The organism is Pseudomonas sp. (genome assembly GCF_049645325.1).
GTDB lineage: Bacteria > Pseudomonadota > Gammaproteobacteria > Pseudomonadales > Pseudomonadaceae > Aquipseudomonas.
In genome coordinates, this window is record NZ_JBARTQ010000359.1 from 1 (window position 1) to 7110 (window position 7110).

Genomic DNA, 7110 nt, shown 5'->3' on the forward strand with positions numbered 1-7110 from the left:
GAACTGGCCACCCCACTGGCCACCTCCAGATACACCTTCTTGCTCAACAAATAACGCAACGCAATGGTATTGGCCGGCTCAAACACCCCCACCCCATAACGCAAGCTGAGCTTCTCGGTAATCTTGCCGCTGGCCACCACCGCCGTGGTATTACCGCTCCCTTGCGTATCAAGGTCAAAGTCCTGGATACCCAACTTGTTGGCAATGTCCGACGTCACCCCGGCACTGCCCATCAGCCCCAGCCCCAACGCGGCCTGGGCAAGCATATTGTTGTCCTCACCCGTGGTGCTCAGCGGACGCCCCAGCACCAGGTAAGACAGCGCCTGCTCCTGGCTCATGGCCGGTTCCGAAAATATCTGCGTCGTAGGCTGCTCGGCACTGCCGCTCAAGCGGATCCCCGCCGTCACGTCGTCAGTCTTGCGGACAGCCTCAATGTCCAGATAGGGCTGATCAAGCGGCCCGGCAAACAACAGGCGCGCACGGCGCACGTCAAGTCGCTGACCGTAGGCGCGATAGCGACCGTCGTTGAGCCACAGCTCGCCGCGGGTGTCCATGTTGTCGCCGATGTGCACATGCCCCTGCACCTTGGCGGTCAGGCCGAAGCCCGAGAAGTTGAGCGTGTCTTCACCCACCACCACATCGATGTCCATGGCCATTGCCATCGGCGGCTTACCCTCTTCGGTCTGGCTGCCAATGATCACCGTGTCATCCGAGACCTTGACCGTCGACGGCGGCAACTCGCGCACCGTGATGTCGCCACGCGGGATCTGCACCTTGCCCGCGATCGCGAGCTTGTCATTCTTCAAGCTGATCTTCAGGTCAGGCGCCACTTCCAGTACCGCATAGGGCTCAACCGTGACCGGCAACTGCGTGCCTTGCAGGCTTAAATCCACCACCAGGGCCTGGCCCCAGTCGATCTGGCCCTTGAGGCTGCCCTGCCCCGCTTTGCCGCTGCGCCAGGCGCCGTTCAACTGCACGCTTTCGCCGGCAATCAACGCTTGCACGTTCAAGCCTTCAAGGCTCACCGGCAATTCAGGCCCGGACACCTCACCGCCGACCAGGTTCACGCTGCCGTTGACCTGTGGCGCCAGCAAACCACCGGAAATGCGGCCACTGCCGTTGAGCTTGCCGTTGAGCTTTTCCACCATCGGCACAAAAGGCCGCGCCACCGCGAGGTCCAGGCCATTGAGGCTGAAGTTGCCGGTGATCGGCTTGTTCTTCGGCAGCGGGTTGATCTGCGCCTGCACCAGCAACTCGCCAAGCTTGCCGCCGCGGAAGTTGAGCTGGGTGTCGATGCGCTTGGGGTTGAGAGTGGTTTCCAGCTTCAAGGTGTCGTAGGGGAAATCCAGCCACTGATCCTTGTCCTTCACGCGCAACGTGCCGCCGCTGGCGTCCACGGCAATCACGCCTTTAGGGCCGCTGTCGGGCAGGTCGAGCTGTACGTCGGCGTTGAGCTTGCCTTGCCAGGCAAAGTCCTTGGGTAAAAACGCCGCCAGGCTCTCGATGGGGAATTGCTTGAGGTGGTAGCGCAATTTGGGCTCGGGCATCAGGCGCTGGTCTTCACCGCACAGGCTGGCCGGGCCGGAGACCCAGCAGTGCGCGGCAAAGGTCAGCTTGCCGTCGGCCAGGCGTTCGATTTTCGCCGGGGCTTGCAGCTTCCAGTCCTGACCACCGGCCTGTACATCACCGCTAGCCAGGCGGCCGCGCCAGTTGCCTTTGTCGAGGTTACCATCCAGGGCCAGGGCCAGCTTGACCAGCGGCCCTGCCAGGTCGAGCCGGACGTTCTGGTTCTTGATGTCGCCTTGGGCACTCGCGGTCAGGGTGCCGACCTGGGTGTCGCCGGCCTGGATGCCGCTGCCCTTGAGGTCGATTTTCGCACGCTGGGCGTTGTCCAGCGTGGCATCGAGGGTGAGGTTCTGCAGCTGGTTATCGGCGAACGCCAGTTGCTGGCCTTTGAGGCCGAGCTTGCCTTGAGGGGCCTTCAGGCTGCCGGCCACGTCGAGGCGACCATTGATCTGCCCACGCAACTGCGGCCACAACTGGGCCAGACGCGAGAGTTTGATATCAATCTGCCCAGCCAGGCGTTGTTGCAGACTGCCACTGCCGTTGATGCGGTTATCGCCCAGGCGAATATCCAGGTTAGCCAGCGTCCATTGCTCACCCGCGCCTTCGGCTTTGGCCGCGAACACGGCGGTTTGCCCGCGCAAACGGCCCTTGAGGTCGAGGTCGGCGTTCAGCTTGAGCTGCTCGTTCTTGAACTCGCCCTTGCTGCGCAGCGGCCCGGCCAAGGTGCCCGGCAATTCGCCAACCCAGTACGCCGGGTTCAGGGCCGACAGGTCCAGCGCTGTGTCCCAGGCGATGCCATCGGCGAACTGCAGGTTCAGATGGCCTTCGGCCTTGCCTTGGCCGGCGGTCAGTTTCAGCTCGGGCAGGAAGACTTGCTTGAGGTCGCCACTGAACGGCGTAACCAGATTGAATTTGCCTGCGGGGCCATCGAGGTCAGCCTTGAGGTTGCCGAGGTAGTTGCCGTCTTTGTAGGAGATCTCGCCATTGAAGGTACGCAACGCAACCTGCGGCTCGTCGATCAAGGGGTAGAGGCGGTGCCAGGGGAAGTCCAGCCAGTCGATTTTGGCATCGGCGCTGAAGCCTTGCTGCCAGTCCAGGTTGGCACTGAGCTTGAGGCTTTGCTTGTCCCCGGCATTCAAGTCGAGGCCGGCGATTTGCGCGCCCTTGGCGTCGACCTTGCCTTGCAGCAGCAGGGCCACCGGGCCCTTCTCGGCAGGCAGCACCGCCTTGCCCACCAGTTGATAACCGTTTTTCAGGTCACCCTTGGCGCTCAGGTCCAGTTGATTGAGTTGCAGCGTGTCCGGCAAGTCGGCGCTGGGTTTGAAGCCGTCGGCGGTAATGTGCAATTGCGCGGGCAGGTTTTCCACCAGCGGTTGCAGCTCGCCGCTGAGTTTGGCGGGCAGGTAGCCGCTGCTGTCGGCGTCGAGCTTGAGGGTCTTGAGCAAATCGCCCTCGACCTTGAGCGCCACCTTCCACGGCGTACCGCCTGGCGCGTATGGCAGGCTCAGATTGCCGGTGGCGCTCAACGGCCAGTTGCCGGTGGGCTGCAACAGGCCGTTGAGGTCCAGCACCAGGTCGTCACGTTGCAGGTGCACCGAGTCGATCTGCATGCCTGCTGCGGTCCAATGCGCCGCCAACTGCAGCCCCTTGAATTCTTCACTGCCGTTAAACAGCAGGCTACCTACGCGAACGTCGCCTAACTGGATGGCAACCGGTAACTTCAAATTCGGCAGCGTGATGGGGCCGCTGCTTGGCTCGTTGCTCGGCGGAAATTGCAGGCTGACTTGCTCCACATCCAGTTGGTTGATACACAACGTCATGCGCAGCAGGCACGCTGGCGACCAATCCAATGTCGGCGCAGTGAGCTCGACCCGGCTGCTACCTTGCTGCCACAGCAGATGATCGGCGCCCCATTGGCCACCGAGGTAGCCCTGGAAATTCTCCACCGTTAAACCCGGCACCTGGTTCAACGCCCAGCGGCTGCCCGCTTGCGTACCAAGCACCGTCCACAGCGCCAACACCAGCACCGCGAGTACCGCCACGATGGCCAGCCCCGCTATTTTCAAACCACGCATCACAGCTCAGGCCCCATGGAAAAGTGCAATCGAATGCCGCCCGGGTCTTCCAGGGCATGGGCCAGGTCGAGGCGAATCGGCCCCACCGGTGAAACCCAGCGGATGCCCACGCCGACGCCGGTTTTCAGGCTGGGCATTTCCAGGGTATTGAAGGAATTGCCCTGGTCGATAAAGGTCGCAATCCGCCATTTTTCGGCGATTGAATATTGGTATTCAGCGCTCAAGGCCACCATGTAGCGCCCGCCGATGCGGTCACCGCGATCGTTCTCCGGTGACAGCGTCTGGTATTCATAACCCCGCACGCTCTGGTCACCACCGGCAAAAAAGCGCAGCGACGGCGGCACCGACTGGTAGCCATTGGTGGCACTGCCGCCAAATTGCGCGCGCCCCAAAAAGCGATGGTTATCCCACAACGTGGTCAGCCCCTTGATAGTGGCGGTGCCGTAAAGCAGGTTGGTGTCGGAACCGAGGCCTTCCTTGGCGACCTTGGCGTCGAACATCAACCGATAGCCGTTGTGCGGGTCGATGCGGTTGTCACTGCGCAGGTAGGAATAATTGATCCCCGGCATTACCAGGTTACTCAGGCCCGAGTCATTGCCCAGGCGATACTCTTCGCGCTGGTACTTGAGCGAGATGATCCGCGTCCAGCCACTGGGCAACTTGCTGTGCCATTCCGGGCCCAGGGTGAGCAACTTGCTCAAGGTGTCGGTGTTGGCAATTTCTTCATTCTGGTAGCCACCGGCAAAGCGCAACTTGTCGGTAAGCGGTGGGTCGAGCGGGATGTCGTACCACACGCCGACGTTCTGGCGGGGTGCCGACAGTTCGGCTTCCCAGCCATAACTGTGGCCTTGGGCGTTGACCCAGTGGCGGGTCCAGTTGGCTTTGCCGCGTGGGCCGACGTCGGTCGAGTAACCGAGGCCCAACCCCATGGTGCGGGGTTTGCGCGTTTCCAGCTGCACTGCCACCGGGATCACATCGTTGGCCGAGGCCGCAGGAGCAGCGTCCACGCGCACGCCTTCGAAGAAGCCACTGCCTTGCAGGTTCTGGTTGAGTTCGGCGATCAATTCGGAGTCGTAAGGTGTGCCGCTTTTGAACGGCACCATGCGTTGCAGCAGGTCTTCATCAAACGGCGTGTCGCCGGTAAAGCTGACCTTGCCCATGGTGTAGCGCGGGCCGCTGTCGTAAATGAGTTCAATGTCGGCGACGCCGGCTTGCGGGTCCACCGAGAGTTTCTGACGGGTAAAGCGCCCACTGAAAAAGCCGTAGCGCGAGGCCTGGTTCTGGATCAGACGCTTGGCGTCTTCGTAATGGCCGTGGTTGAGCACGGCGCCGGACTTGAGGTCGTCGCTGGCGGGCACGCGAAAGGCTTTGAGGTCGGCGGCCTGGCCGTCGACCCGAATGGTCACGTTGCGCAAATGCACCGGCTCGCCGGGGTCGATGGTGAGGGTCAGGCGCGGATTCTTGCCGCCCTTCACATCACTGGTGATCTGTGGCTGGTAGAAACCCAAGGCCTGGGCGGCTTTACGCGCCTGCTCCTCGGCGCCACGGCTGAACCGCAGCAACGCTTCTTCATCACGATCGCCGACCCCGCCGATGTAGCCTTCGATGTTGGCTTTCAACGCGTCGTTTGAGGGCTTGATGCGCACGTCCAATTCGCTTTGCGCAAACACGCCGCAGCTTGTGAACAGCAGAATCAAGCCGCTGGTAAATCTTCCTGGAAACTTCATAGGCGCGGATGCTACACGAGCTGGGGAGACTCTTTGAACCCAGAATTGTCTGAATAATTCTGTCTCAAATGATTGCAGCCTGTAACGCCTGGGGATTGGGGTGAAAAAACACGTGTTCCAGGACGGGTCCTACCGCCACTTCACCGATTTCCTCATAGCCCTGACGCTTGTAGAACTCTAGATAACGCGAGTTTCCGGTGTCGAGTACCACGCCCGATGAGTGCGGGTCTTCAGCGCACCAGTTATGCACCGCCTCCAGCAGTTGCTCGCCGTAATGCTTGCCCTGGAATTGCGGATGAATGCCCAACAGCGGCAGCACATGCACCGACTCTCCCGGCAGGCACGCCAGCACCGCGTGATGGTATTCAAGGTAACGCCGCGTGCCGCGCACGCCGGTGCTCAGCCACATGCGGATCTGCCAGGCCCAGCTCTCGGTAATCCCCAGGCGTCGTTGCGGTGGCGCAATCAGTGCGATGCCGATCAGGCGATCATTGACGAAAAGGCCGATGGCAGGAAGCTTCTGGAAGAAGTGCTGCTTGACCAACTCGCGCACCGTGGCGCGCACGCGCTGTTCATAACCCGGCCGCTCGGCTTCAAAGATGTAGGCAAACGTCGGCTCATGCCGATAAGCCTGGTACAGCAGCGAGCGAGCTTCGCGGGAATAGCCACTGTTAAGCAGGCGAATGTCGGCAATGGCAGTCGGTGTGTCAGGCATGCGGTCAATCTCCCTGGGCGCCATTCAAAAAGAGGGCGTTCTTATGGGTACGAACTTACACGGCAGCAGTCGTTCCCAGACATTAGCAGTGCATCCGGCCTACCGCCACGCTGGCCCCCGTCCTACTTGTCGGCTAGCATCGCCCTTTTGCCAGACTGGACTGCCGACCATGAAAATCGTCTCCTTCAATATCAACGGGCTGCGCGCTCGCCCTCATCAGCTGGCGGCGCTGATTGAAAAGCACCAACCGGATGTCATCGGCCTGCAGGAAACCAAGGTCCATGACGACCAGTTCCCGCTGGCTGACGTGCAAGCCCTGGGCTATCACGTGTATTACCACGGGCAGAAAGGCCACTACGGTGTGGCCCTGCTTTCGCGTCAACCGGCATTGAGCCTGCACAAAGGTTTTGCCAGCGACGAAGAAGACGCACAACGCCGCTTTATCTGGGGCACCTTTGCCGATGAAAACGGCAACCCGGTGACCATCATGAACGGCTACTTCCCCCAGGGCGAAAGCCGCGACCACCCGACCAAGTTCCCGGCCAAGCAACGCTTCTATGCAGATTTGCAGCAACTGCTGGAAAGCCAGTTCAGCAATGACCAGGCGCTGGTGGTGATGGGCGACATCAATATTTCCCCGGAAGACATCGACATTGGTATCGGCGCGGACAACGCCAAGCGCTGGCTGAAAACCGGCAAATGCAGCTTCCTGCCCGAAGAGCGCGAGTGGATGGCACGCCTGAAGAACTGGGGCCTGGTCGACAGTTTCCGCCACTTGAACCCTGAGGTGGCCGACCGCTTCAGCTGGTTCGACTACCGCAGCCGTGGGTTTGAAGACGAACCCAAGCGCGGGCTGCGCATTGACGTGATCCTGGCGTCCAACGGCTTGCTCTCGCGGGTCAAGGATGCAGGCGTGGATTACGAGCTGCGCGGTTTGGAAAAGCCCTCGGACCATGCGCCGATCTGGCTGGAACTGGGCTGACCTACGACTGTACTCGGTTAACTGTGGGAGCGGGCTTGCTCGCGA

General features: G+C 61.2%; 4 protein-coding genes. 1 reads left to right on the forward strand and 3 read right to left on the reverse strand.

Annotated features, from left to right (window positions below; genetic code table 11):
- The 3 genes from WBB95_RS15930 to WBB95_RS15940 all read right to left on the reverse strand — a co-directional run.
- A partial coding sequence (locus tag WBB95_RS15930; RefSeq protein WP_424488461.1) for a translocation/assembly module TamB domain-containing protein occupies nt 1-3641 on the reverse strand: 3641 nt, incomplete at its 3' end.
- The gene (locus WBB95_RS15935; RefSeq protein WP_424488462.1) at nt 3641-5368 is read right to left on the reverse strand and encodes an autotransporter assembly complex protein TamA; all 1728 of its coding nucleotides are present in this window, start codon (nt 5366-5368) and stop codon (nt 3641-3643) included. The genes WBB95_RS15935 and WBB95_RS15930, both read right to left, overlap by 1 nt.
- A gap of 64 nt (nt 5369-5432) precedes the next feature.
- On the reverse strand, nt 5433-6083 hold the full coding sequence (locus WBB95_RS15940) for a GNAT family N-acetyltransferase (RefSeq protein ID WP_424488463.1): 651 nt from the start codon (nt 6081-6083) through the stop codon (nt 5433-5435).
- Nucleotides 6084-6252: 169 nt separating this feature from the next.
- Here WBB95_RS15940 and xthA point away from each other — a divergent pair, with 169 nt between their 5' ends.
- On the forward strand, nt 6253-7065 hold the full coding sequence (xthA, locus tag WBB95_RS15945) for an exodeoxyribonuclease III (RefSeq protein ID WP_424488464.1): 813 nt from the start codon (nt 6253-6255) through the stop codon (nt 7063-7065).
- The last annotated feature ends 45 nt before the right edge of the window (nt 7066-7110 follow it).